General features: G+C 68.1%; 24 protein-coding genes. 14 read left to right on the top strand and 10 right to left on the bottom strand.

Going from position 1 to position 22,299, the window contains the following annotated elements:
- Positions 1-14: 14 nt before the first annotated feature.
- Positions 15-761 (top strand): 23S rRNA (guanosine(2251)-2'-O)-methyltransferase RlmB, encoded by a 747-nt coding sequence (gene rlmB, locus EJO66_RS17565; protein WP_124957687.1) that lies wholly within the window; start codon positions 15-17, stop codon positions 759-761.
- Positions 762-804: 43 nt separating this feature from the next.
- On the opposite strand, the gene EJO66_RS32580 is transcribed toward rlmB, so the two are convergent.
- Both EJO66_RS32580 and EJO66_RS17560 read right to left on the bottom strand, forming a co-directional pair.
- Entirely contained in the window at positions 805-975 is a 171-nt protein-coding gene (locus EJO66_RS32580; protein WP_021006995.1) for a hypothetical protein, read from the bottom strand.
- A 111-nt stretch (positions 976-1,086) separates the two neighbouring features.
- On the bottom strand, positions 1,087-1,674 hold the full coding sequence (locus EJO66_RS17560) for a helix-turn-helix domain-containing protein (protein ID WP_124957688.1): 588 nt from the start codon (positions 1,672-1,674) through the stop codon (positions 1,087-1,089).
- A gap of 61 nt (positions 1,675-1,735) precedes the next feature.
- On the opposite strand from EJO66_RS17560, the gene EJO66_RS17555 reads away from it, so the two are divergent.
- Positions 1,736-2,257 (top strand): GNAT family N-acetyltransferase, encoded by a 522-nt coding sequence (locus EJO66_RS17555; protein ID WP_124957689.1) that lies wholly within the window; start codon positions 1,736-1,738, stop codon positions 2,255-2,257.
- A gap of 13 nt (positions 2,258-2,270) precedes the next feature.
- On the opposite strand, the gene EJO66_RS17550 is transcribed toward EJO66_RS17555, so the two are convergent.
- The 3 genes from EJO66_RS17550 to EJO66_RS17540 are packed head-to-tail and all read right to left on the bottom strand — an operon-like array spanning position 2,271 to position 4,462.
- Complete coding sequence (locus EJO66_RS17550; RefSeq protein ID WP_125965696.1) at positions 2,271-3,236, bottom strand: aldo/keto reductase; 966 nt, start codon at positions 3,234-3,236, stop codon at positions 2,271-2,273.
- Positions 3,237-3,266: 30 nt separating this feature from the next.
- Positions 3,267-3,875 carry a chromate transporter gene (locus EJO66_RS17545; RefSeq protein WP_185738275.1) on the bottom strand — a complete coding sequence of 203 codons (609 nt, stop codon included), beginning with the start codon at positions 3,873-3,875 and terminating at the stop codon, positions 3,267-3,269.
- A complete protein-coding gene (locus EJO66_RS17540; protein WP_124957691.1) occupies positions 3,872-4,462 on the bottom strand; it encodes a chromate transporter in 591 nt (196 codons plus the stop codon). The genes EJO66_RS17545 and EJO66_RS17540 overlap by 4 nt, the downstream gene beginning before the upstream one ends.
- Positions 4,463-4,550: 88 nt before the next feature.
- Here EJO66_RS17540 and EJO66_RS17535 point away from each other — a divergent pair, with 88 nt between their 5' ends.
- On the top strand, positions 4,551-5,462 hold the full coding sequence (locus tag EJO66_RS17535; RefSeq protein ID WP_124957692.1) for a YihY/virulence factor BrkB family protein: 912 nt from the start codon (positions 4,551-4,553) through the stop codon (positions 5,460-5,462).
- An 18-nt stretch (positions 5,463-5,480) separates the two neighbouring features.
- Here the strand turns inward: EJO66_RS17535 and EJO66_RS17530 are convergent, their stop codons facing one another.
- Positions 5,481-6,032, bottom strand: a complete 552-nt coding sequence (locus tag EJO66_RS17530; RefSeq protein ID WP_124957693.1) for a DUF924 family protein — start codon at positions 6,030-6,032, stop codon at positions 5,481-5,483.
- Positions 6,033-6,148: 116 nt separating this feature from the next.
- On the opposite strand from EJO66_RS17530, the gene EJO66_RS17525 reads away from it, so the two are divergent.
- The 6 genes from EJO66_RS17525 (at position 6,149) to EJO66_RS17500 (ending at position 11,880) form a co-directional block, all read left to right on the top strand.
- Complete coding sequence (locus EJO66_RS17525; protein ID WP_124957694.1) at positions 6,149-6,598, top strand: CHRD domain-containing protein; 450 nt, start codon at positions 6,149-6,151, stop codon at positions 6,596-6,598.
- 49 nt (positions 6,599-6,647) lie between these two features.
- The gene (locus EJO66_RS17520; RefSeq protein ID WP_125965695.1) at positions 6,648-7,856 is read left to right on the top strand and encodes a patatin-like phospholipase family protein; all 1,209 of its coding nucleotides are present in this window, start codon (positions 6,648-6,650) and stop codon (positions 7,854-7,856) included.
- A gap of 67 nt (positions 7,857-7,923) precedes the next feature.
- Positions 7,924-8,706 (top strand): 3-hydroxybutyrate dehydrogenase, encoded by a 783-nt coding sequence (locus EJO66_RS17515; RefSeq protein ID WP_124957696.1) that lies wholly within the window; start codon positions 7,924-7,926, stop codon positions 8,704-8,706.
- A 124-nt stretch (positions 8,707-8,830) separates the two neighbouring features.
- The gene (locus tag EJO66_RS17510; RefSeq protein WP_124957697.1) at positions 8,831-9,838 is read left to right on the top strand and encodes a tripartite tricarboxylate transporter substrate binding protein; all 1,008 of its coding nucleotides are present in this window, start codon (positions 8,831-8,833) and stop codon (positions 9,836-9,838) included.
- 43 nt (positions 9,839-9,881) lie between these two features.
- On the top strand, positions 9,882-10,355 hold the full coding sequence (locus EJO66_RS17505; protein ID WP_124957698.1) for a tripartite tricarboxylate transporter TctB family protein: 474 nt from the start codon (positions 9,882-9,884) through the stop codon (positions 10,353-10,355).
- A 16-nt stretch (positions 10,356-10,371) separates the two neighbouring features.
- Positions 10,372-11,880 carry a tripartite tricarboxylate transporter permease gene (locus EJO66_RS17500; protein ID WP_124957699.1) on the top strand — a complete coding sequence of 503 codons (1,509 nt, stop codon included), beginning with the start codon at positions 10,372-10,374 and terminating at the stop codon, positions 11,878-11,880.
- On the opposite strand, the gene EJO66_RS17495 is transcribed toward EJO66_RS17500, so the two are convergent.
- Positions 11,867-12,829 carry a bifunctional helix-turn-helix transcriptional regulator/GNAT family N-acetyltransferase gene (locus EJO66_RS17495; RefSeq protein WP_124957700.1) on the bottom strand — a complete coding sequence of 321 codons (963 nt, stop codon included), beginning with the start codon at positions 12,827-12,829 and terminating at the stop codon, positions 11,867-11,869. The two genes, EJO66_RS17500 and EJO66_RS17495, sit on opposite strands and share 14 nt — an antisense overlap.
- 152 nt (positions 12,830-12,981) lie before the next feature.
- Here EJO66_RS17495 and EJO66_RS17490 point away from each other — a divergent pair, with 152 nt between their 5' ends.
- Entirely contained in the window at positions 12,982-15,384 is a 2,403-nt protein-coding gene (locus EJO66_RS17490) for a YgiQ family radical SAM protein (protein ID WP_124957701.1), read from the top strand.
- Between the two features lie 2 nt (positions 15,385-15,386).
- Here the strand turns inward: EJO66_RS17490 and EJO66_RS17485 are convergent, their stop codons facing one another.
- Positions 15,387-16,088 carry a DUF1294 domain-containing protein gene (locus EJO66_RS17485; protein ID WP_125965694.1) on the bottom strand — a complete coding sequence of 234 codons (702 nt, stop codon included), beginning with the start codon at positions 16,086-16,088 and terminating at the stop codon, positions 15,387-15,389.
- A gap of 57 nt (positions 16,089-16,145) precedes the next feature.
- Between EJO66_RS17485 and EJO66_RS17480 the strand changes: the two genes are divergently transcribed.
- Together EJO66_RS17480 and EJO66_RS17475 are read left to right on the top strand one after the other, a co-directional pair.
- Entirely contained in the window at positions 16,146-17,066 is a 921-nt protein-coding gene (locus tag EJO66_RS17480) for a hypothetical protein (RefSeq protein ID WP_223262201.1), read from the top strand.
- 102 nt (positions 17,067-17,168) lie between these two features.
- Positions 17,169-19,280 carry an esterase-like activity of phytase family protein gene (locus EJO66_RS17475; protein ID WP_240648598.1) on the top strand — a complete coding sequence of 704 codons (2,112 nt, stop codon included), beginning with the start codon at positions 17,169-17,171 and terminating at the stop codon, positions 19,278-19,280.
- A gap of 30 nt (positions 19,281-19,310) precedes the next feature.
- Here EJO66_RS17475 and EJO66_RS17470 read toward each other — a convergent pair whose 3' ends face one another.
- Positions 19,311-20,189, bottom strand: coding sequence for a CoA transferase (locus EJO66_RS17470; protein WP_125965693.1), 879 nt, complete (start codon positions 20,187-20,189; stop codon positions 19,311-19,313).
- 147 nt (positions 20,190-20,336) lie between these two features.
- Between EJO66_RS17470 and EJO66_RS17465 the strand changes: the two genes are divergently transcribed.
- The gene (locus EJO66_RS17465) at positions 20,337-21,239 is read left to right on the top strand and encodes an SDR family oxidoreductase (RefSeq protein ID WP_124957705.1); all 903 of its coding nucleotides are present in this window, start codon (positions 20,337-20,339) and stop codon (positions 21,237-21,239) included.
- A 41-nt stretch (positions 21,240-21,280) separates the two neighbouring features.
- Positions 21,281-21,889 (top strand): glutathione S-transferase, encoded by a 609-nt coding sequence (locus EJO66_RS17460; protein WP_124957706.1) that lies wholly within the window; start codon positions 21,281-21,283, stop codon positions 21,887-21,889.
- 5 nt (positions 21,890-21,894) lie between these two features.
- Here EJO66_RS17460 and EJO66_RS17455 read toward each other — a convergent pair whose 3' ends face one another.
- Positions 21,895-22,284 (bottom strand): DUF488 domain-containing protein, encoded by a 390-nt coding sequence (locus tag EJO66_RS17455; protein ID WP_125965692.1) that lies wholly within the window; start codon positions 22,282-22,284, stop codon positions 21,895-21,897.
- Positions 22,285-22,299: the final 15 nt, after the last annotated feature.

Below are 22,299 nucleotides of genomic sequence, written 5' to 3'. Positions count from 1 at the left end.
TCGATAATCGGGGGATGTCTTCCCCCAAAGTGATCTTCGGCTTCCATGCCGTGGGCGTGCGCATCAAGACCGCACCGAAATCGGTGCTCGAAGTGATGTTCGACACCAGCCGGCGCGATGCGCGCATGAAACAGTTCATCGCACGCGCGCAAGAAGCCGGCGTGCGGCTGGTCGAGGCCGACGGGCTGCGGCTGGCCAAGCTCAGCGGCAGCCATGGCCACCAGGGCGTGGTCGCACGGGTCGAGCCCATTGCGCAGATCCGTTCGCTCGACGAGCTGCTCGAAGGCCTCGAGGAGGCCGGCACCGTGCCGCTCCTGCTGGTGCTCGACGGCGTGACCGATCCGCACAATCTGGGCGCCTGCCTGCGCGTGGCCGACGGCGCCGGGGCCCATGCGGTGATCGCGCCCAAGGACCATGCGGCCGGCATCAACGCCACCGTCGCCAAGGTGGCGAGCGGCGCGGCCGAGACGGTGCCCTACTTCATGGTGACCAACCTGGCGCGCACGCTGAACGAACTCAAGGAGCGCAGCATCTGGTGCGTCGGCACCAGCGACGATGCGCCCGGCACCCTCTACCAGAGCGATCTCAAGCGGCCCCTGGCGCTGGTGCTCGGTGCCGAAGGCGAGGGCATGCGCCAGCTCACCCGCAAGACCTGCGACGAACTCGTGAGCATTCCCATGGCGGGCGCGGTCGAGAGCCTGAACGTTTCCGTGGCCAGCGGCGTGTGCCTCTACGAGGCCATGCGGCAGCGCAGCGCCTGACGCAGGGCCGCCGGCCCCTGGATCGGGGCGCGGCTGGCTCGAATCAGGAAGGGTCTTTGCTGCGCGTGCGGGCCACCGCGCTGAAGATGCCGATGCCCAGGATGATCAGCGCACCGATGCCGATGTAGAGCGTCGGTACGCCGGCCACCGAGGCGCCCCAGGCAACGCCGGCGAGGAAGATCAGAAAACCGATCATGTAGAGCGCAAAGGACATGCTTGTTCCCCCGGAAGCTTTGGATGCCTTGCAGTATCCCGGGCGGTCCCCCGGCGGGCACAGGCCGGTGTCTCCAGTCGCTGTGGGAACTTGCCTACTACTTTCGCGCGGCTATGCCGGGGAGGCGACCAGCAGGTAGCGGCAGCCCGCGCGCCCGAGCGCCTTGAAGACCAGCGGGCGGTCGACGCCGAAATCCAGGCAGTCGCCGGATGCGAGTTCGAAGCGCTCGTCGCCATAGTCCACCCGCAGTGCGCCTTCGAGCATCCACAGGCACTGCCGGTATGGCGTGCCGCTCCAGCGCGGATAGGCGACCTGCGCCGAGCGCGGCAATTCGATCTCGACCATCTCCACGCCCCCGCTCGCGCCGCGCTCGGCGACCTGGCGCCGCAGGTAGCCTGCCTCGGGATCGCGCCAGACCTCCTGTTCGGCCCGGGTGCGCAGCCGGCGCGGCGAGCCCTTGTCCTCCGTCAGCAGCTGCGCGAGCGGCACGCCCAGGCCGGCGGCCAGCCGGCCCAGCAGCACTGCCGTCGGGCTGCTTTCCGCGCGCTCCACCTTCGAGATCATGGCCTTGCTGACGCCGGAAAGCTCGGCCAGCTCGGCCAGGCTCAGCGCCTTGGCCTGGCGCAGCGCGAGCAGCCGGCTGGCAATGAGCGAGTCGATGCCGGAAGGCTCGGCCGGCGGAGATGAATTGTTTCTCATATGAGATTATTATTCTCCTATATTGGACAGATTGAAATTGGACAGCCTGAAAGGAACGAACATGCGCCTGGTCCCCTGTACCGAGGAAGCCCACGCGGGCGCCATTCTTGCCATCCTCAACGAGGCCATTGCCAACTCGACCGCGCTCTACGACTACAGGCCGCGCACGCCCGAGAGCATGGTGGCGTGGTTCGCCACCAAGCGCGCCAACGGTTTTCCCGTGGTCGGTGCGGAAGACGACAGCGGCAAGCTGCTGGGTTTTGCGAGCTACGGCACGTTTCGCGCCTTCCCGGCCTACAAGTACACGGTGGAGCACTCGGTGTATGTCGAGGCGGGCCACCGCGGTGCGGGCCTCGGCCGCACGCTCATGGAGGCGATCATTGCCGAAGCCGTGGCACGCGACGTGCACGTCATGGTCGGCGCCATCGATGCCGCGAACGCCGGCAGCATCGGGCTGCACGAGCGCCTGGGTTTCGAGCATGCCGGCACCGTGCGGCAGGCCGGCTTCAAGTTCGGCCGCTGGCTCGACGTGGCCTTCTACCAGCGCATTCTCTCGACGCCGCTGAATCCGGTCGACGGCTAGACCACGCTCAGTTTCACAGCGGTGTTTCGGCGCTGGCCCGGTCCAGCATCTGGATAGTGCCGGCGTCGAGCTTCAACTGGGTGGCAACCACCAACTCTTCCAATTGGGCGATGGAGCTTGCGCTGGCGATCGGCGCCGTGATGGAGGGGCGCGCGATCTGCCACGCAATGGCCACCTGGCCCGGCTTGGCGTTGTACTGCTGGGCCACCTTGTCGAGCGCCTCGAGAATGCGCAGGCCCCGCGGGTTCAGGTACTTCTTGGTGGTGGTGGCGCCGCGTGCGCTCTTGGAGGCGTCGGCCTCGGTGCGGTACTTGCCGGTCAGGAAGCCGGCCGCCAGCGCATAGAAATTGATCACGCCCACTTCGCGCTTCAGGCACAGCGGCTCCAGTTCGTCTTCGAACACCGCCCGGTCGTAGAGGTTGTACAGCGGCTGCAGGCTCTCGTAGCGCGCAATGCCCAGCCGCTCCGAGACGTCGAGCGCCTCCGCCAGCCGCGGCGCGCTGTAGTTGGAGGCGCCGATGGCGCGCACCTTGCCGGCCTTGATCAGTTCGTCGAAGGCCTGCAGCGAATCTTCGAGCGGGGTGGCGGCATCGTCGTCGTGCGACTGGTACAGGTCGATGAAGTCCGTCTGCAGGCGCTTGAGCGAGGCTTCCACCGCTTCGCGGATGTAGGCCGGCGCGAGGCCCGACTTGCCTTCGCCCATCGGCTTGCCGACCTTGGTGGCCAGCACCACGCGGTTGCGCTTGCCGCTTTGCTTGAGCCACTTGCCGATGATGGTCTCGGATTCGCCGCCGGTGTGGCCCGGCACCCAGGCCGAATAGACATCGGCGGTGTCGATGAAGTTGAACCCCGCGTCCACCCAGGCATCGAGCAGGCGGAACGACGTGGCCTCGTCCGCCGTCCAGCCGAACACGTTGCCGCCGAAGGCAAGCGGTGAAACCAGGAGGCCGGAGCGGCCGAGCGAGCGGAGTTGCGACATGAGTTTGTTTCCTGAGGAAGAGAACGAGGATCAGACGAAGCCCACGGCACCGAGCAGCGCACCCGCGCCCAGCAGCCAGAGCAGGTGGATGCGCGTGCGCCAGACGATAAGCGCGGCCACCGCGGTCAGCAGCCACAGATGCCATGCAGGCGCGTCGCCGGCATGGTTACCCGCCGCCAGCACCCAGCCGGTGGCGATCAGCAGGCCCACCACCACCGGCGCCATGCCCTGCTTGAAGGCGCGCACGCCGCGGCGGTCGCGGTTGCGGTGGCCCCAGCGCGTGGCCAGGTAGGTGAGGGTGGTGCTCGGCAGCATGATGCCGAGCATGGTGACCATGAGCCCGAACAGGCCCAGCAGCCAGGCACCCGGCCCCGCGCCGATGCCGCCGCCCGCGTTGAGCCCGACGTTCCAGCCCATCAGCGCGACGAAGAGCACGTTCGGCCCCGGCGCGGCCTGGGCGATGGCCACCGAGGAACTGAACTGTGCCTCGGTGAGCCAGCCGTGCTGCGCGACGAGGTAGCGGTGCATGTCCGGGACGGTGGTGATGGCGCCGCTGATCGACAGCAGCGACAGCAGCAGGTACTGGCCGAAGAGCGCGAGCCAGTCGTGCCATTGCATGGCGATGGTCAGTTGGCTCATGCGGCAATCCTGCGCCAGGTCCACGCACAGGCCACGCCGCCCACGGCCAGCAGCACCCAGCCGAGCGGCATCTTGAACAGCGCGATGGCGCCGAACACCAGCGCGACGAATGCCAGGCAGGTGGCAAAGCCCAGCGGGTGCTTGCGCAGCTGCGGAATCAGCTTGATGCCGGTGGCGGCGATCAGCCCGCCCGACACGGCGCCCATGCCGCGCAGTGCGGCGGCCACCTGCGGGTTGGCGGCGTAGTGGGCATAGAGCACGGCCAGCACCAGGATCACCACGAGCGGTATCGCTAGCATGCCGGCCACCGCGGCAATGGCGCCACGCAGGCCGAAGTAGCGGTCGCCGATCATCAGCGCGAGGTTGATCACGTTCGGCCCCGGCATCACCTGGGCCACGGCCCAGTCTTCCAGGAACTGCTCGGGCGTGAGCCAGCGCTTTTTCTCCACCATCTCGCGCTGGACGATGGCCAGCACGCCACCGAAGCCTTGCAGCGCAAGCCAGGTGAAGGAAACAAAAAGGTCGCGTGGCGACTTCGGTTGTGCAGGGGCTGGCGGCGCTGCCGCGCCTGAAGGAGACGGATGCATGTGGGAGCGATTATCGTAGCCAGGCCTGCAACATGCCGGGCACCGGGCTGACATGCCCCTGCATCACTCAAAGGGAGACTCCACCGCCATGCAAATCCGCGCGCTCTTCGATCTCTGCAAGCAGGCCGTCGCCTCCTGGTCCAACGACTACGCGCCGAGCATGGGCGCCGCACTGGCTTACTACACGGTGTTCTCGATTGCGCCGCTGCTCTTGATCGTGATCTCGGTGGCCGGCCTGGTGTTCGGCCAGGAAGCCGCGCGCGGCGAGATCTTCGCGCAGCTTTCCGGCCTCATGGGCGAGCAGGGCGCGGCCGCGGTGCAGGGCATGCTGCAGGCGGTCAACAAGCCGGCCGAAGGCATCGTGGCCACGGTGGCCGGCATCGGCCTGCTGGTGATCGGCGCGACCACCGTCTTCGGCGAACTGCAGGACGCGCTCGACCGCATCTGGCGGGCACCGGCGCGCACCAAGAGCAAGGGCCTGTTCAACCTTTTGCGCGTGCGGCTGCTGTCGTTCAGCATGATCATGGCCATCGGCTTCCTGCTGATGGTGTCGCTGGTGGCCAGTGCGGCGCTGGCGGCGCTCAGCAAGTGGTGGGCGCCGGTGTTCGGCGGCTGGGCCACGCTGGCGCAGGCGGTGAACTTCGTCTTCAGCTTTGCGATGGTGACGGTCATCTTCGCGATGATCTACAAGATCATGCCGCGCACCAAGGTGCAGTGGCGCGACGTGTGGGTGGGCGCGGCGGTCACGGCGCTGCTGTTCACCATCGGCAAGCACCTCATCGGCCTGTACATCGGCAAGAGCAGCGTGGCCTCGGGCTACGGCGCCGCGGGTTCGCTGGTGGTGGTGCTGGTGTGGGTGTACTACTCGGCGCAGATCTTCCTGCTCGGGGCCGAATTCACCTGGGTGTATGCCAAGACCTATGGCTCGCTCAAGGACCTGGAGGGCCGCGGCGATGCGAATCCTTCGCCGACGCGCTCGGACCCGCTGCCGCAGCGGTAGGGCCTGTTCAGGCCCTGGCTATCCCGCGAAGCCGCCCTCGTCGAGGAAGCGCTGCTCCTCGGCGCTGCTGGCGCGTCCGAGCAGCCTGTTGCGGTGCGGAAAGCGGCCGAAGCGCGCAATGATGTCGCGGTGCAGCACCGCGAAGCGCTGGGTGTTGGCATCGAGCGCGGCGTTGAGCTCGACCGAGCGCTGCTGGTCGTCCAGCGATTCCGAGTGCATGAAGGGCAGGTAGAAGAAGCGCCGCAGGTCTTCGCCGGCCTTCAGGTCGAGGCCGGATTCGATCGCCTGGCGGGCGATGGCCAGCGCCTTGGCGTCGGTCGCCAGCATGCGGGCATTTCCGCGCCAGGTGTTGCGCGGAAACTGGTCGAGCAGCACCAGCAACGCCAGGGCGCCCTCGGCGTCGTGCGCCCAATGGTCGAGGTCGCCGCGCGCGGCGGCTTCGTGGGCGGCGAGAAAGCGCCCGCCGAATTCGGCGTCGAAGGCTTCGTTCTTGGCAAACCATCGTTCGGGTCCGGCATTGCGCCAGAAGTCGACGATGTCGCGGGCGGGGGGAAGGTCGGCAAGGCTCATTGCCGCATTCTCTTTCAGCATGCAGCCGGCCGGCAAAGTCGCGGTGGTGGCCGACAAGGCGAATGGCAAGGCCTGCCTATGCTTTAACGGTGTTCATAACTCAGGAGACAAAGCTCATGACCCGATATGGCAGCTTTTTGCGCGCAACCCTCATCGCCGGCGTGGCCAGTGCCGCGCTGGCCGGCTGCGGAATGATGTCCAGGTCGAACACCGCGAGCTTCAGTGGCGCGATGAACGCCGCCAGCGAAGTGCCGCCCAACATGACGCGCGGCAGCGGCTTGGCGGAGGCCTGGCTCAACCGGGACACCAATGTCCTGAAGTACAAGATCACCTACAGCGGCCTGAGCGGCCCGGCCACGGGCGCGCACTTCCACGGCCCTGCGGCCGCGGGCGCCAATGCCGGCGTGGTGCTGCCCTTTGCCAATGCCGCCAGCCCGATCGAGGGCCAGGCCACGCTCACGCCGGCGCAGGCGGCCGACCTGAGCGCCGGCAAGTGGTACGCCAACATCCACACCGCCGCCAACCCGGCCGGCGAGATCCGGGGACAGATGCTGCCCAAGATGTAAGGCGCCGTGGTCAGCTTGCGGCAGCCGGGCTGGTGTCAAATGACGCCATATGACGACGAAGACGCCCAGGAAGCCAAGTGCCGCAAGCAGGAAAACCCTCAACACTTTCGAGGCCCGCCGCGAGGACATGCGCGCCGCGCGCAAGGCGCTGGTGCTGCAGGGCGGCGGCGCGCTCGGCGCCTACCAGGCCGGCGTGTATGCCGCGCTCAGCGAGACCGACCTGCAGCCGCACTGGATTGCCGGCGTCTCCATCGGCGCCATCAACGCGGCGCTGATCGCGGGCAACGCGCCCGACAAGCGGGTCGAACGGCTGCGCGAGTTCTGGCACCTGGTGTCTTCCGGACCGGCGCAGCGCCTGCCGTCATGGCTGGGCGACCGCGCGACGCAGAATCAGTGGAGCGCCAGCATGGCGATGCTGGTGGGCATTCCGGGCTTCTTCGAGCCGCGTTATTCGCCCACGCTGCTGATGGGCGCCGCGGCGCCGCTCCTGAGCTACTACGACACGACGCCGCTCAGGCTCACGCTCGAGCGCCTGATCGACTTCGACCGCATCAACGCCTGCGAGGCGCGCTTCAGCGTGGGCGCGGTCGACGTGCGCACCGGCAACTCGGTGTACTTCGACAACACGCGCCAGCGCATCGGCCCCGAGCACATCATGGCCAGCGGCGCGCTGCCGCCGGGCTTTGCGCCGGTCAGCATCGACGGCGACGACTACTGGGACGGCGGCATCGTCTCGAACACGCCGCTGCAGTACGTGCTCGACATCCATCCGCGCTCCGAGCCGCTGGTGGTGCTGCAGGTCGATCTTTTCAATGCGCGCGGCGAGATGCCGCGCACGCTGTCGGGCGTGATGGAGCGGCAGAAGGACATCACCTATTCGAGCCGCACCCGCATGAACACCGATGCATTGGCCGCCAACCTGAACCTGCAGCAGGCCATTGCGGACCTGATCTCCAAGCTGCCGGCGCACCTGCGCAATGACCCTTCGGTGCTGGCGGTGCAGGCCGAGCTCACGCACCACCCGATCGACATCTTTCACCTGATCTACCGCGACAAGCCCTACGAGGTCGAATCGAAGGACTACGAGTTCTCGCGCGCCGCCGTCGAAGAGCATTGGGAGGCCGGCGCACGCGACATGCGGCGCACGCTGGCGCACCCCGAGACGCTGCGCAGCGACGCCACCGTGAACGGCGTGACCACCTTCGACCTCGGCGAGCCCGGCGTCGGGCGCGTCAAGCGTCCCGGGCTGTCGCGCTGAATGCAGGCAGCGCTCGCCTGATTACTGCAATCCCGTTTTCCTTTTTTCAACCTCAAGGACATTCACCATGCAACTCAAGGACAAGGTCGCCTACATCACCGGTTCGGCCAGCGGCATCGGCAAGGAGATTGCCATTCTGTTCGCGCGCGAGGGTGCCAAGGTCGTCATTGCCGACCTCAACAAGCAGGCCGCCGACGCCACCGCGGCCGAGCTCCAGGCGACGGGCGCACAGGCCATGGGCGTGGCGGTGGACGTGACCAGCGAAGAGCAGGTCGATGCCTCGGTCGAGGAGGCCGCCAAGGCCTTCGGCGGCATCGACATCCTGGTCAGCAACGCGGGCGTGCAGATTGTTCATCCGGTCGAGGAATTCAGTTTTGCCGACTGGAAGAAGATGCTCGCGATCCACCTCGACGGCGCCTTTCTCACCACCAAGGCCTGTCTCAAGCACATGTATGCCCAGGGCCGCGGCGGCAGTGTGATCTACATGGGATCGGTGCACTCCAAGGAAGCTTCGCTGCTGAAGGCGCCCTACGTCACAGCCAAGCACGGGCTCATCGGCCTGGCCAAGACGGTGGCGAAGGAAGGCGCGAAGCACGGCGTGCGCGCCAACGTGATCTGCCCGGGCTTCGTGCGCACGCCGCTGGTCGAGAAGCAGATTCCCGAGCAGGCGAAGACGCTCGGCATCACCGAGGAACAGGTCGTCAAGAACGTGATGCTGAAGGAAACGGTCGATGGCGAATTCACCACCACCGACGACGTGGCGCGCGTGGCGCTGCTGTTCGCGGCCTTCCCGACCAATGCGCTGACCGGCCAGTCGCTGGTGGTGAGCCATGGCTGGTTCATGCAGTAGCGAAACCACCTCGCCGCATGCGGCGCACGATGGTTCACCCTAATGTCTCTGGCGAGCGAACTGTGAGAAAAACCTGTTTGCCGTTCAATCGTCATACCAATGACTTCCGCCAGGAGACAAAACCATGCGTGTTCGTTCAGCCGGCTTCTTTTCGCGCCGCTCCTTCGTGGCCCATGCCGCAGGCCTCGCAGCAGGGCTTGCCATGTTGGCCGCGGCGGCGCCCGCGGCTGCCCAGGCGTATCCCAGCCGTCCCGTCACGCTGATCGTTCCATGGGGCGCGGGCGGCGGCACCGATGCCACGGCGCGCATCATCGCAAGCCTGCTCGAAAAGGAACTCGGCCAGCCGATGACGGTGGTGAACCGTACCGGCGGCAACGGCGTGGTGGGCCATGCGGCCATTGCCGCCGCGCCGCCTGACGGCTACACCATCGGCATGGCCACGGTCGAGATCGGCATGATGCACTGGCAGGGGCTGACGCCGCTGACCAGTGCCTCGTACACGCCGATCGGCCTGGCCAATCTCGACCCGGCCGGCATCCAGGTGCGCGCCGACGCGCCCTACAAGACCGTGGCCGAACTGCTGGCGGCCATCAAGGCCAGTCCCGGCAAGCTCAAGGCCTCCGGCACGGGGCAGGGCGGCATCTGGCACCTGGCCATCGCGGGCCTCTTGCGCGACCAGAAGATCGACCCCGCGGCCGTGCCGTGGGTGCCGAGCAATGGCGCCGCGCCGGGCCTGCAGGACGTGGTGGCGGGCGGTGTGGACATCGCGCCGGTCTCGCTGCCCGAGGCGCGTTCGCTGATCGATGCGGGCAAGGTCAAGAGCCTTGCAATCATGAGCGACAAGCCCTCGGCGCTGTATCCCAGCGTGCCCACGCTCAAGGCTGCCGTCGGCAGCGACTGGTCGATGGCGGCCTGGCGCGGCATCGTCGCGCCCAAGGGGCTGCCCGCCGACGTGCGCGACAAGCTCGCGGGCGCGCTCAAGAAAGTGGTGGCAAGCAAGGAGTACACCGACTTCATGGCCTCGCGCGGCTTTGGCGTGATCTATGCGGGCCCCGACGACTTCGCCGCCTACATGGCCAAGTCCGATGCCGAGCTCGGCGCAACGATGAAGGCCGTGGGTATCGTCAAGTGAGCGCCGGACGGCGCGCGACCGCGCCCGGCGGAGGTGCGGTGCGATGAAATTCAACGACGCGATCTTCGGCGCGATCCTGCTGGCGCTCGGTATCGTGGTGCTTGCCGTGGTGCAGGGCTATCCCGGCATACCGGGCCAGCAGGTGGGGCCGGCGCTGTTTCCGGGGCTGCTGGCCATCGGCTTGTGCATCTGCGGCGCGATGCTGCTGGCCAAGGGCTGGCGCGAGCGCCGCGCCGCGGCCTGGGTGCGGCTCGGCGACTGGGCGGCTTCGCCGCGCCACGTGCTGGCCGCCGCACTGGTCATCGGAGCGGTGCTGTTCTACATGTTCGCCTCCGAGCGGCTCGGCTTCCTGCCGACTGCGGCCGTCTCGCTGCTGGCGCTGATGCTCGCCATGCGCGTGCCGCCGGGCCGCGCACTGCTGATCGCGCTGATTGCCACGCTGGTGATCCATACCGCGTTCTACAAGCTGCTGCGCGTACCGCTTCCCTGGGGCGTCCTGACGCCCATCGCCTGGTAACCGGAAACATCCATCCATGTCCGCAGCACTCTTGCAGGCTTTCTCGATGGTCTTCGAGCCCTACACCATCCTCGTGATGGTGCTGGCCTCGCTCTATGGCCTGTTCGTCGGCGCGGTGCCGGGGCTGTCCGCCACCATGGCGGTGGCGCTGCTGGTGCCGGTCACCTTCTTCATGCAGCCGATTCCGGCCATTGCAGCCATGGTGACGGCCACTGCCATGGCCATCTTTTCCGGCGACATTCCGGGCTGCCTGCTGCGCATTCCGGGCACGCCCGCATCTGCCGCCTACACCGACGAAGCCTTCGCGATGACGCGCAAGGGCATGGCCGAGACGGCACTGGGCGCGGGGCTCGTGTTCTCGGCCGTGGGCGGCCTTTTCGGCACGGTGGTGCTGATCGTGGCGGCGCCCGCGCTGGCCGACTTCGCACTCAACTTCAGTTCCTTCGAGTACTTCTGGCTCGTGCTGCTGGGCCTGACCTGCGCGGTGTTCATCACCTCCGACCGGCCGCTGAAGGGAATGGTCACGCTGCTGCTCGGCCTGCTGGTGGCGTGCGTGGGGCTCGGCAATCCGGCGGGCTTTCCACGCTTCACCTTCGGCAATGCCGAGATGACCGGCGGCATCGGCATGATCCCGATGATGATCGGCATGTTCGCCGTCTCGGAGGTGATCCGCTTCGCAGTCGACACGCTGCCGCCGGGCGAGATCGTGGTCGAGAAAGTGGGCCGCGTGCTTGCGGGGCAGTGGGCGCTGGCCAAGAAATACCCGGTGCAGATACTGCGCGGCAGCGTGCTGGGCACCGCAGTGGGTGCGCTGCCCGGAGCGGGTGCCGACATCGCGGCGTGGATGTCGTATGCCACGAGCAAGAAGTTCTCCAAGGAGCCCGAGAAGTTCGGCACCGGACATGTCGAAGGCATTGTCGAGTCGGGTTCGGCCAACAACAGCGCGCTCGCCGGCGCGTGGATCCCGGCGCTGGTGTTCGGCATTCCGGGCGACTCGATCACGGCCATCGTGATCGGCGTGCTCTACATGAAGAACCTCAATCCGGGGCCGACGCTTTTCACCACCAACCCGCAGAACATCTATGCGGTGTTCATGCTGTTCATCATTGCCAACATCATCATGGTTCCGATGGGCATCCTGTGCATCAAGGTGGCCAAGCGCATCCTGCGGGTGCCGCGCAACGTGCTGATGCCGCTCATCCTGCTGTTCTGCATCGTCGGTGCGTTCGCCATCAACAACTCGCTGTTCGACGTGGGCGTGATGCTTGCGGCCGGCATCGTGGCCTACCTGCTCGAGGAGAACGGCTTTCCGGTTGCGCCGGCGATCCTCGGCGTGGTGCTCGGCGGCATGCTCGAGGAGAACTTCATCACCTCGATGATCAAGTCGGACGGCAACCTGGCCGGCTTCGTGTCGCGGCCGATTGCCGCTTCGCTGGCGGCCGTGGTGCTGCTGGTGTGGCTCGCGCCCCTGCTCAGGAAGCTGTGGCTCAGGGGGCGGCGCACCGCTTCGTCTACTGCAGCTTGAGCGACCAGGTCTCGCCCACGAGCTGCTGGCCGAAGCCTTCATAGGGCTCGGCCTTGTCGAGCCTGAAGCCCCGCTTGGCGTAGATGGCGCGCGCGGCCGCGAGGCAGCTGTTGGTCCAGAGCACCATCTTGCGATAGCCCTTGGCGCGCGCGAAGGCAATGCATTCGTCCGTCAGGCGCGCGCCCAGGCCCAGGCCGCGCGCCGATGGCGAGAGCAGCAGCAGGCGCAGCTGGGCCGTGGAGGCCGACTTGCGCACCACGAAGACCGCGCCCACGCGTTCGCCGTCGAGCTCGGCGATCCAGCACTTCTCCCACGCGGGCTGGAACTTGCGCACGAACTGGGCCACGATGTCGGCCACCAGCGCTTCGAACTCGCTGTTCCAGCCGTACTCGCGTGCATAGAGCTCGCCGTGCTGCTGCACCACCCAGCCCATGTCGCCGGGCAGCGGGCCGCGCAGCACGATGGTGCGCGTGCGCGCCGCAGGGGCCGCAGCCGGATCGAGCACGCGCTCGATGCGGGCCATGGCATCGATCACCTGCTGGCGGTCGTGCGCAGGCATCGGCGCAAGCAGGGCGGCGGCCTCGTCGCGCGATTTCTGTTGCAGCGGCGCAAAGGCTGCGTGGCCGGCTTCGGTGAGGTGCAGCACGCTTTGCCGAGCGTCGCGCGGATGGGGCGAGCGCGTGAGCCAGCCGGCGGCCTCGAAGCGGCGCAGGATGCGGCTCATGTAGCCGGCGTCGAGCCGCAGGTCGCGGCCGATCTCGCTGGCCACGGGCGTTTCCCGGTGGGCCAGCTCGTAAAGCACCCTGACATCGGTGAGCGACATGTCGCTGCCAAGGTAGGGGTCGAGCACGCCGATGCGGCTCGTGTAGAAGCGGTTGAAGCGCCGGACCGCCTTGACCGCGGCGGCGTCGGGTGCGGGCAAATTGCCTGAAATGGTTGCTGTTGTCATGTTATTGATTGACTGAAGCAACTATTTAAAGGCCTTGCTTCAGGCGCGTCAACAGCCGCCAGCGCGACAGAAGTGGTGGAAAACCCTAAAATCGCGGGTTGCCCACTGCCGCGCCGTGCCCGCCAAGCCGTCCGCTGCCAACTTCCCCACTGATGAACGCCCCCGTCGACGTCTCCTTCTTTGCGCGTGCCGCCAAGCCGCTGACCAGCTACCGCAAGTACTGGGCGGCCCGTTTCGGCACGGCCAAATTCCTGCCGACCACGCGCAAGGAAATGGACGCGCTCGGCTGGGACAGCTGCGACATCATCGTGGTGACGGGCGACGCCTACGTCGACCACCCGAGCTTCGGCATGGCCGTGATCGGCCGCATGCTCGAGGCGCAGGGCTTCCGCGTGGGCATCATTGCCCAGCCCGACTGGCAGAGTGCCGAGCCCTTCAAGGCGCTGGGCAAGCCGAACCTGTTCTTCGGCGTGACCGCCGGCAACATGGATTCGATGATCAACCGCTACACGGCGGACCGGAAGATCCGCAGCGACGACGCCTACACGCCCGGCGATGTCGGCGGCGCCAGGCCCGACCGCGCGGCCATCGTGTATTCGCAGCGCTGCAAGGAAGCCTGGAACGACGTGCCGATCATCCTCGGCGGCATCGAAGGGTCGCTGCGCCGCATCGCCCACTACGATTACTGGCAGGACAAGGTCCGCCGCTCGATCGTGGTCGATGCCAAGTGCGACCTGCTGCTGTACGGCAACGCCGAGCGCGCCATCGTCGAGATCGCGCACCGGCTGGCGGCCCGCGAACCGGTGCACGAGATCACCGACGTGCGCGGCACCGCCTTCGTTCGGCGCGACACGCCCGCGGACTGGTTCGAGATCAACTCCACCAGCGTGGACGAACCCGGCCGCGTCGAGGCCCACGTCAACCCGTACCTGATGGTGTCCGAGCAGGCCAAGGCCAACGGCGCCACCTGCGCGAAGGAAGACGAGGCCCAGGCCGTGGCGCAGGCCGCCGAGGCAGGTGCTGCGGCGGCGAATCCGGTGAACCCGGCCATCAAGCCGCTGACCTTCATGCCGAACCCCGCGCTCCAGCAGCGCGCAAGAATCAAGGTGCCGCCGCGCGACCGCAGCGTGATCCGCCTGCCGTCGTACGAACAGGTGCGCGCCGACCCGGTGCTCTATGCCCACGCCAACCGCGTGCTGCACCTGGAGACCAACCCTGGCAACGCCCGCGCGCTGGTGCAGGCGCACGGCGAGGGCGCCACCGCGCGCGATGTGTGGATCAACCCGCCGCCCATTCCGCTCACCACGGCCGAGATGGACCACGTGTTCGACCTGCCGTATGCGCGCAGCCCGCATCCGCGCTACGCCGACGAGAACGGCAGCCACGACGGCGCCACCAAGATCCCCGCGTGGGAAATGATCCGCTTCAGCGTGAACATCATGCGCGGCTGCTTCGGCGGCTGCACCTTCTGCTCGATCACCGAGCATGAGGGCCGCATCATCCAGAGCCGCTCGGAAGAATCGATCATCAAGGAGGTCGAGGCCATCCGCGACAGCGTGAGCGGCTTCACCGGCACCATCTCCGACCTCGGCGGGCCCACGGCCAACATGTACCGCCTGGGATGCAAGAGCCCCGAGATCGAGTCGGCGTGCCGCAAGCCCAGCTGCGTGTACCCCGGCATCTGCCCGAACCTGGGCACCAACCACGATCCGCTGATCAAGATCTACCGCCGCGCGCGTGCGCTCAAGGGCATCAAGAAGATCCTGATCGGCTCCGGCCTGCGCTACGACCTGGCCGTGCAGTCGCCCGAATACGTGAAGGAACTGGTGCAGCACCACGTCGGCGGCTATCTGAAGATCGCGCCCGAGCACACCGAGCAGGGCCCGCTCACCAAGATGATGAAGCCCGGCATCGGCAGCTACGACAAGTTCAAGCAGATGTTCGAGAAGTTCTCGGCCGAGGCGGGCAAGAAGCAGTACCTGATTCCGTACTTCATTGCCGCGCATCCGGGCACCAGCGACGAGGACATGATGAACCTCGCGATCTGGCTCAAGAAGAACGGCTTCCGCGCCGACCAGGTGCAAACGTTCTACCCGAGCCCGATGGCCACGGCCACCACGATGTACCACACCAACAAGAACCCGCTGCGCAAGATCACGCGCGAGAGCGAGACGGTGGACATCGTGCGCGGCGACAAGCGCCGCCGCCTGCACAAGGCCTTCCTGCGCTACCACGATGCCAACAACTGGCCGCTGCTGCGCGAGGCCTTGAAGAGCATGGGCCGCGCCGACCTGATCGGCAATGGCAAGCACCACCTGATCCCGACGTGGCAGCCGCTGACCGATGGTGGCTACACGAGCGCGCGGCGCAAGAACTCGACCTCCGCGCCGGTGGCAGCCAAGGCGTCGGCGCCGGTCCGGCTGGCGCCCGTGAAGCCCTCGAAGGGCCGCATCCTCACGCAGCACACCGGCCTGCCGCCGCGGGACAACGGTTCGGCGCCGCCGCGCAAGGCATCGGCCGGCCCGGTGCGCGGAAGCATCCGCAAGCCGCGCTGAGTTCAGCCCGCGAGCAGGCTCGCCGGCAGCAGCTTGCCGACCCAGGCCGCCACGGCGGCGATATTCAGCAGCACGGTGGCCCAGTACACCGCCATGAAGCTCGCCTTGCGCGACTTGTGGCGAAAGAGCCGCTGCGCACACCACGCGCCCGGCCAGCCACCCGCCAGCGACAGCAGGTGCAGCGTGCTCTCCGCGGTGCGCCAGCGGCCGGCCTGCGCGGCGCTCTTGTCGAAGCCGTAGACGGCGAAGGTCAGCAGGCTGACCAGCAGCAGCACGCCCAGGGCGATGGGCGGCAGGCGTGCGGTCCACAGGCCATACCCGAGCAGCCCCGCATAGCCGAGGAGCAGCACGCCGATGGGCAGCATCGACGAGGAAGAGGAGGGGGTTGCCGGCTCGTGGCGCCGGCCCGGACCGGCTGGGGTGCGACGTACCTGCGGCGACATGGAAGGCCGTCGCGCCCGCGGCTGAGCGGCACCTACGGCGTGGACCGCCATCGCGCGCGGCCCCTTGCCGCCCACGTGGATCTCGTCGAAGCCCAGTTCCATGCCGACCTCCGGCTTCAGTTGCCGGTCGACAAAGTCGCGCAGGTGCACGAACACATCGGCCGGGACTTCGGGACTCCGGATGAAACCGAACCCCCGGTCGACCTCCCAGCGGACGAGCCGGCCGTGGCGCTTCATGGCGTACGGGAAATCGGAGGACACATGGCCGCGATTCTCCCTTGCCGGGGCGGCGGCCGTCTCTTGTGTATGGTGTGGTCCATGAGCAGTCCGTTCCACTTGCCGGCTTCATGGTTGCGCACACTGGCGGGCGCCGTCCTGCTCGCGGCTTCTGCGCATGTCCTGGGGGCGTCGCCCGACTCCGTGCCCGCACCGGCCTCGGCCGCGGCGCAGGCGTTGCGCGCCACGCATCAGCGCATGGGTGCAAAGCTTGCGCAGAGCGGTTTCGGGCGGCCCATCCAGCTCGACTCGGTGGAGACGCCGAACGGGCTGCAGGGCGACATCTACGCGGTGGTGGACCACTCGCTGCCGGAGATCAGCGCTGCGCTCAAGGAACCCTCCCGCTGGTGCGAGCTGCTCACGCTGCACGTCAACAATCGCCGCTGCCGCACCGGCGCCGCGCCGCAAGGGGGCGAGATGCTGACGCTGTTCGTGGTGCGGCGCTACGACAAGCCGGTCGAGCAGGCGTTCCAGCTGCCCTTTGCCTATCGCGTGGCCAGCGCGACGCCGGAGTACCTGTCGGTCGAGATGAACGCGCCCAACGGACCGCTGGGAACCAGCAACTACCGCGTCATGCTCGAGGCGGTGGCGCTCGACGCGCAGAGGAGCTTCCTGCATTTCGGCTACAGCTACGACCACAACATGATGGTTCGCATGGCCACCCAGGCGTACCTGGCCACCTTCGGCCGCAACAAGGTGGGCTTCACCGTGGTGGGCAAGGAGGCCGACGGGCAGCCCGACTACATCCGCGGCACGCGCGGGCTGGTGGAGCGCAATGCGATGCGCTACTTCCTCACGCTCGACGCCTATCTCTCTTCGGAAGCCGGCGCGCCGGCCGAGCGGCGGGAGCGCTCCTGGTTCGCCGCGGCCGAGCGGTATCCGCGGCAGCTGCACGAGATCGAACTGGACACCTACCTCGCGATCAAGCGCGAGGACCGGCAGCGCGACGGCGCCGGCCGCTGAGCACGCACACCCCGTCTTCCTGGTTTCATTGGCTTGTCACATGCCACGGCGCTAATCGCCAGGGCCTGTGCCTGTTGCGCAGGCGCAAAACAAGGACAAGTGATGGCGAAGAAGACAAGAGGATCGAGGATGGGCTGGCTGGCGCTCGCGGGTGCCGGTGCGCTGGTGGCCGCCTGCGGTGGCGGCAGCGGCGGTGGTGGAGGAGGAGGGTGGGCATTTCCCGTGGCGGGCGGTGGCGGCACCACCAATCCGCCGGCCGTGCAATCGAAGACCGGCACCTTCCTCGACGCGGCCGTCGAGGGCCTCGACTACGCCGCGGGCGGCAGCGCCGCGGCCAGCACCAACGCGAATGGCGAATTCACCTGCAAGGACGGCGAGACCGTGGCCTTCAGCGTCGGCGCGCTCGCGCTCGGCAGCGCGGCCTGCGGCACGGCGATCACGCCGCTGACCCTGGCCGGCGGCACTGACGTGAAGGCCGATGCGGTCGTCAACCGCCTGCTCGCGCTGCAGAGCTTCGACGAGGACCGCGACCCCTCGAACGGCATCCGGCTGGCGCCTGCGCTCAAGGCCGCGCTGACGGCGGGCACGCTCGACTTCGGCGCCTCGGCCGACGCCTTCGACACCGCGCTCAATGCCGTGCTCGCCACGCTGCCCGCGCCGTACGCCACGCGCACCGTCGATGCTGCCCGCCGCATGCTGGCGCGCGAGCACTTCGAGGACACCCTGGCCTCGCGCCTGGCCGCCCCCGTGACCGAAACCGCCACGCAGACCAACCAGCTCGGCGCCATCGGCATCGGCGTGACGCGCTACCAGCTGCAGGCCGACGCCAGTTTCAACGTGCCCTATGAAGGCGACAACGCCAGCATCAAGGCCGACTTTCCCCAGGGCTTCCTGCCGGCCTACGGCTCGGGGCTCGCGTTCAAGGGCAAGGCGGACGACGGCACGCTCGAGTTCTATGCCATCACGGACCGCGGCCCGAACGGTGACGGCCCGACCGCGCCCGTGCCCGGCGGCAATGGCGCCACCAGCATCAGCAAGGTGTTCCCGGCGCCGTCGTTCGCGCCGAGCTTCGGCATCGTGCGCGTTGGCAAGACGGGCGCCGTGCTCGCCTCGAGCCTGCCGCTCAGGCTCGATGCCGGCAAGAAGATCAGCGGCCTGCCGCCGCAGTCGGGCGTGGGCTCGACCGGCGAGACGCCGCTGACCGACCGCTACGTGTTCGATGCCGCCAAGGCCAACTTCGACGCCAATGGCCTCGACCCGGAGACGCTGGTGCTCGACAAGGCGCGCAACGTGCTGTGGACCAGCGACGAGTACGGCCCCTTCATCGCGCGCATCAACATGGCGACCGGCGTGGTCGAGAAGAAATATGCACCCGGCAGCGGCGCCGCCGACCTGCCGCTGGTGCTGGCGCGGCGCCGGCCCAACCGCGGCATGGAAGGTTTGACGATCGATGCGGCGAGCGGCGTGCTGCACGGCTTCCTGCAGAGCCCGATCGACCCGCGCGACGCCAGCGGCAAGTCGATCAAGGCCAGGCCGCCGGGCGGCAGCAACACCGACGTGCGCCACATCGCGAAATTCACGCGCTGGCTGGCCTTCGATCCGGCCACCGAGACCTCGAAGCTCTACGCCTACCCGATCGACGGCAGCCAGTACGACAAGGACCGCACCGGCAACGCCAAGCTCGGCGACGTGGTGAGCCTGGGCAACGGCCGCTTCATCGTGATCGAGCAGGGCGCGCGCAAGGGCGACGGCAAGGTGTTCAACAAGCTGATGCTGGTCGAGCTTCCGGCCAATGCGACGGACATCAAGGCCTTCGACTACGACCTGGAGATCAGCAGCATCACGCAGGCGCCGTCGAATGGCGCCGACTATTCGAGCGTGGTGGCGATGCGCAAGACCGAGCTGCTCGACCTGAACGCACTGGGCTGGCTGGCCGAGAAGGCCGAGGGCCTGACGATCGTGGACGACCAGACCCTGGCGCTGGTGAACGACAACGACTTCGGCCTGGGTACGGTGCTGCTCGATGCCGACGGCAAGACCGTGGCCGGCAGCGTCGAGGACTGCACGGCCGACACCAGCGGCCTGCTCAGCGGCTGCCCCGCCGGCGCCACCGGCGCGCGCATCACGCGCGGCTCCGACCTGGAGCGGCCGACGCGCATCTGGCTCATCAAGCTCGACCGCAAGCTCGGCGAGCTGCGCCTGCCGGCGTCCTGAGGACGCAGGCCGCGCCGGCCAGCCGCCCCGTCAGGCGGCCAGCGTGAGCAGCGGCACGTCGCGCTCGCGGCCCATGGCGTCGAGCTCGGCGCGCGTGCGCGTTGCGAGCCAGGCGGCCAGCGCGGTGTGCGTGGCCGGCGCCATCATGTCGGGCGGCGACACGCCCGCGGCCTCGCAGAGCCGGGCCGCGAAATGCGGCTCCAGCGCCGCCACCGCCACGCGGCCGTCGGCGCAGGAATAGACGCGGTAGCCCGCATGCGCGCCGCCGACCGTGCCCATGGGCTGCGTGAGGCCCCAGGTGCGCGGCAGTGCCAGCCAGTCGGCCGAGGCATTGAGCGCCACCTCGAGGTACAGCCCGTTCGCGCCGGCCGAGGACCGCGCATGCAGGGTGGCCTGCAGCACGGCTTCGCTCGCGAGCAGCGCGCCGCCCATGTCGGCAAAGAGCGTGGCCGGCAACTCGGTGCCGGTGACGAGGCCGCTTTCGGCGAGGTAGGTCAGGTCGTGCCCCGGCTCCTCGGCGCGCGCGCCGGGCGCACCGACGATCGCCACCTGCGACAGCCGCGGATGCCGCTCCTGCAGCGCGGCCCAGTCGAGTCCGAGCTTGGCCAGCGCAGAAGGGCGGAACGAGGTCAGCAGCACGTCGGTCTGCGCGAGTTCGGCGTGCAGCTGCTGCCGCCCGGCCTCGCTCTTGAGATCGGCGGTGCGGACGGCGATGCCTTCGTGCAGCGCGGCGTACGCGGTCTTGTTGTAGTGCGCCATCGGGTCGCCGGCGGGCGGCTCGAGCTTCACGCAGGCGGCGCCCATGGCCCGGCAGCGCAGCAGCGCCGCGGGGCCCGGAAGGTTGAGCGCAAGGCTCAGCACGCGCACGCCGGCAAGCGGCTGGAAGGGGGGAGCTGTGGAAGTTGGCATGGGCGGATTCCAGGAAACAGGTCGGCTGCCATTCTCACTCGGTGCCGGGAGCCGGATTTCGCAAGCCGCGGCACCGGCAGCGCGCGTAGCATGTGCGTTGGCGGCGCTCCCTGCCTTGGCGCTGCCGCAACGACCAAGGAGACCACCATGTTCGAACCTTCCCTCATGAGCGGCCAGCGCATTCTCGTGACCGGCGGCGGCACCGGCCTGGGCCGCGCGATGGCCGAGCGCTTTCTGGGCCTGGGCGCCGACGTGGCCATCTGCGGCCGGCGCCAGTCGGTCTGCGAGGAAACCGCGGCCGAGTGGCGCCAGCAGTTTCCGGGGCGCCGCATCGATACCTTCGGCGTGGACATCCGCGTGGCGCAGAGCGTCGACGAGATGGTCGAGAGCCTGTTCCAGAGCGGCGGGCTCACCGGGCTCGTCAACAATGCCGCCGGCAACTTCGTCGCGCCGACCGAGAGCCTCTCGCCGCGCGCCTTCGACGCCATTGCGAACATCGTCTTCCACGGCAGCTTCTACGTCACGCAGGCGGTGGGCAAGCGCTGGGTGGCCGAGGCCAAGGCGGGCAAGTGGAAGCAGGGCGATGCAATGCGCAGCGTGATGAGCATCATCGTCACCTGGGTCGACAACGGCAGCCCCTACGTGGTGCCGTCGGCCATGAGCAAGGCCGGTATCGAGGTCATGACCAAGTCGCTCGCGGTGGAGTGGGCGCGCCATGGCATCCGCCTCAATGCCGTCGGGCCGGGCGAGATTCCGACCGAAGGCATGAGCAAGCGCCTCAATCCCGGCGAGGAGCCGGGCGCGCGCAGCAAGAAGACCAACCCGATGGCGCGCACCGGCCGCATGAGCGAGCTGCAGAACCTCGCGGCCTTTCTCATGGCGCCGGGCCAGTGCGACTGGCTCACCGGCCAGAGCATCATGATGGACGGCGGCAACGCGCTGGCCACGGGCGGCAACTTCTACGAGCTGCGGCAGTGGAGCGACGACGACTGGCAGGCCGCGCGCGAACGCATCGAGGCGCAGAACCAGAAGGACAAGGCGCAGCGCTGACAGGCGTTATCGTTGCGCCTCATCCCTCAGGAAAAAACAAGATGCAACTCATCGGCATGCTCGATTCCCCCTACGTGCGCCGCACGGCCATTTCGCTGCGCCTGCTGGGGCTTGCGTTCGAACACCGGTCGATCTCGGTCTTCAGCACCTTCGAACAGTTCCAGGCGATCAATCCCGTGGTCAAGGCGCCGACGCTGGTCTGCGACGACGGCACGCTGCTGATGGATTCCACGCTGATCATCGACCACGCGGAAACCATCGCGGGCCGCAGCCTCATGCCGGCCGGTGGCACCCAGCGGCTGCATGCGCTGCGGGTGCTGGGGCTCGCGCTCGCGGCCTGCGAGAAAACGGTGCAGATCGTCTACGAGCGCAAGCTGCGCCCGCCCGAGAAGCAGCATGCGCCGTGGGTCGACCGGGTGCGGGGCCAGCTGGCCGTCGCCTACGCGGGGCTCGAGGGCGAGATTGCGAAGCTGCCGGTACCGGCCGGTGAAACCGCCATCGGGCAGGCCGGCCTGACCAGCGCCGTCGCGTGGGGGTTCACGCAAATGATGGTCCCCGAATTTGTCGCACCCGCCGACTGCCCGTCGCTCGCAGCCTTTGCCGCCGATGCGGAAAAGCTGCCGGCCTTCGTGGCCCTGCCGCCGGTCTGAACGAATCAGTTCGCGATGTCCGCCCCGCGCTCGGCCAGCAGGCCGCGCAGCAGCGAGCGGTGGCAGCGCGACTCGTCTTCGCAGTAGCAGCCGACCGAGAACGCCGCGGTGTGCGACAGGGCAGCCAGCAGGTCGATGCTGCGGCTCGCATCGGCCTCGGCCATCTCGGACTTGTACTTGCGCATGAAGGCGTTCCACTGTGCGGGGGTTTCCGCCTCCTGGCCCAGCTTCATGGTTTCTGCGGAAGGCGCGAGATTGGGATACCACACGTCATACCAGTCCTGCGATGCGAACTCGGTCTTCGGAACGCCGCGCGGCGGGCGGCGCACGGTGCCGATGCGCAGGCCTTCGCCGGCCGTGCGCGGCGTGCCGAGGCGAACGATGCGGATGCTCATGCAAGGTCTCCTTTC

It is taken from the genome of Variovorax beijingensis, assembly GCF_003951285.1.
Classification (GTDB): Bacteria; Pseudomonadota; Gammaproteobacteria; order Burkholderiales; family Burkholderiaceae_C; genus Variovorax; species Variovorax beijingensis.
This window is presented reverse-complemented; position numbering and strand designations above follow the sequence as displayed.

Excerpts from the sequence above, each read along its gene's own strand:
- EJO66_RS17510 (WP_124957697.1), top strand. The coding sequence starts at position 8,831 with ATGCGTGTTCGTTCAGCCGGCTTCTTTTCGCGCCGCTCCTTCGTGGCC.
- EJO66_RS17540 (WP_124957691.1), bottom strand. The coding sequence starts at position 4,462 with ATGCATCCGTCTCCTTCAGGCGCGGCAGCGCCGCCAGCCCCTGCACAA.
- EJO66_RS17520 (WP_125965695.1), top strand. The coding sequence starts at position 6,648 with ATGACGACGAAGACGCCCAGGAAGCCAAGTGCCGCAAGCAGGAAAACC.
- EJO66_RS17460 (WP_124957706.1), top strand. The coding sequence starts at position 21,281 with ATGCAACTCATCGGCATGCTCGATTCCCCCTACGTGCGCCGCACGGCC.
- EJO66_RS17490 (WP_124957701.1), top strand. The coding sequence starts at position 12,982 with ATGAACGCCCCCGTCGACGTCTCCTTCTTTGCGCGTGCCGCCAAGCCG.
- EJO66_RS17550 (WP_125965696.1), bottom strand. The coding sequence starts at position 3,236 with ATGTCGCAACTCCGCTCGCTCGGCCGCTCCGGCCTCCTGGTTTCACCG.
- EJO66_RS17515 (WP_124957696.1), top strand. The coding sequence starts at position 7,924 with ATGCAACTCAAGGACAAGGTCGCCTACATCACCGGTTCGGCCAGCGGC.
- rlmB (WP_124957687.1), top strand. The coding sequence starts at position 15 with ATGTCTTCCCCCAAAGTGATCTTCGGCTTCCATGCCGTGGGCGTGCGC.
- EJO66_RS17545 (WP_185738275.1), bottom strand. The coding sequence starts at position 3,875 with ATGAGCCAACTGACCATCGCCATGCAATGGCACGACTGGCTCGCGCTC.
- EJO66_RS17560 (WP_124957688.1), bottom strand. The coding sequence starts at position 1,674 with ATGAGAAACAATTCATCTCCGCCGGCCGAGCCTTCCGGCATCGACTCG.
- EJO66_RS32580 (WP_021006995.1), bottom strand. The coding sequence starts at position 975 with ATGTCCTTTGCGCTCTACATGATCGGTTTTCTGATCTTCCTCGCCGGC.
- EJO66_RS17500 (WP_124957699.1), top strand. The coding sequence starts at position 10,372 with ATGTCCGCAGCACTCTTGCAGGCTTTCTCGATGGTCTTCGAGCCCTAC.
- EJO66_RS17475 (WP_240648598.1), top strand. The coding sequence starts at position 17,169 with ATGGCGAAGAAGACAAGAGGATCGAGGATGGGCTGGCTGGCGCTCGCG.
- EJO66_RS17555 (WP_124957689.1), top strand. The coding sequence starts at position 1,736 with ATGCGCCTGGTCCCCTGTACCGAGGAAGCCCACGCGGGCGCCATTCTT.
- EJO66_RS17455 (WP_125965692.1), bottom strand. The coding sequence starts at position 22,284 with ATGAGCATCCGCATCGTTCGCCTCGGCACGCCGCGCACGGCCGGCGAA.
- EJO66_RS17465 (WP_124957705.1), top strand. The coding sequence starts at position 20,337 with ATGTTCGAACCTTCCCTCATGAGCGGCCAGCGCATTCTCGTGACCGGC.
- EJO66_RS17505 (WP_124957698.1), top strand. The coding sequence starts at position 9,882 with ATGAAATTCAACGACGCGATCTTCGGCGCGATCCTGCTGGCGCTCGGT.
- EJO66_RS17480 (WP_223262201.1), top strand. The coding sequence starts at position 16,146 with ATGAGCAGTCCGTTCCACTTGCCGGCTTCATGGTTGCGCACACTGGCG.
- EJO66_RS17535 (WP_124957692.1), top strand. The coding sequence starts at position 4,551 with ATGCAAATCCGCGCGCTCTTCGATCTCTGCAAGCAGGCCGTCGCCTCC.
- EJO66_RS17530 (WP_124957693.1), bottom strand. The coding sequence starts at position 6,032 with ATGAGCCTTGCCGACCTTCCCCCCGCCCGCGACATCGTCGACTTCTGG.
- EJO66_RS17525 (WP_124957694.1), top strand. The coding sequence starts at position 6,149 with ATGACCCGATATGGCAGCTTTTTGCGCGCAACCCTCATCGCCGGCGTG.
- EJO66_RS17470 (WP_125965693.1), bottom strand. The coding sequence starts at position 20,189 with ATGCCAACTTCCACAGCTCCCCCCTTCCAGCCGCTTGCCGGCGTGCGC.
- EJO66_RS17495 (WP_124957700.1), bottom strand. The coding sequence starts at position 12,829 with ATGACAACAGCAACCATTTCAGGCAATTTGCCCGCACCCGACGCCGCC.